The sequence below is a fragment of the Tepidiforma sp. genome, assembly GCF_026419595.1.
GTDB lineage: Bacteria > Chloroflexota > Dehalococcoidia > Tepidiformales > Tepidiformaceae > Tepidiforma.
Window position 1 is genome coordinate 1 of sequence record NZ_JANZZD010000136.1, and the last position, 525, is coordinate 525.

Here is a 525-nt window from a genome sequence, read left to right on the forward strand (position 1 = left end):
GCGTGGAGGTCGGGTTTTCGATGGGTGCGGGCGGCGCCGGCGTCGCAGGAGGGGTCGGCGTTGCAGGGGGAGGCGTTGGCGTCGGCGTGGGCAGGTCGGGCGGGGCGCAGCGCGGGTCCGCCGGGTCCACGCAGGGCGGGTTGAATTCGCGGATGTTCAGGAACGTCAGCGTCACCGTTTGCCCGCCTTCCCGCGGCTGCACCTGCTGGCTGACGAACTGGGGCACCCACCCGGCCTGCACCGTCTCGGTTACCGTGTAGCTGCAGCCGACCGCGGGCGGGAGCCCGGCAAACTCAACCAGCCCGCTGGCGCTGGTGGTGCCCGTTACGGGACCGACGCCGCATCCGGAGAGGGTGAACTGCCAGCCGGCACCCGGGGATTCGAACCCGAGGACGCTGAGCACCTTGACCACGCGGACCGTGACGGGGCAGCGCGCAGGGTCGCCCTTGAGGAGGACGGAGCCGGTCGCCTGGAGCCGGACATCGACCCTCGGCACCTGCGAATACGGGTTGGCCTCCGCGAGGA

General features: G+C 72.0%; 1 protein-coding gene. It reads right to left on the bottom strand.

What is annotated here, in order from left to right; genetic code table 11:
- The coding region (locus N2041_RS14795) for a hypothetical protein (protein WP_297679400.1) at positions 1-525 on the bottom strand (525 nt) is incomplete at both ends.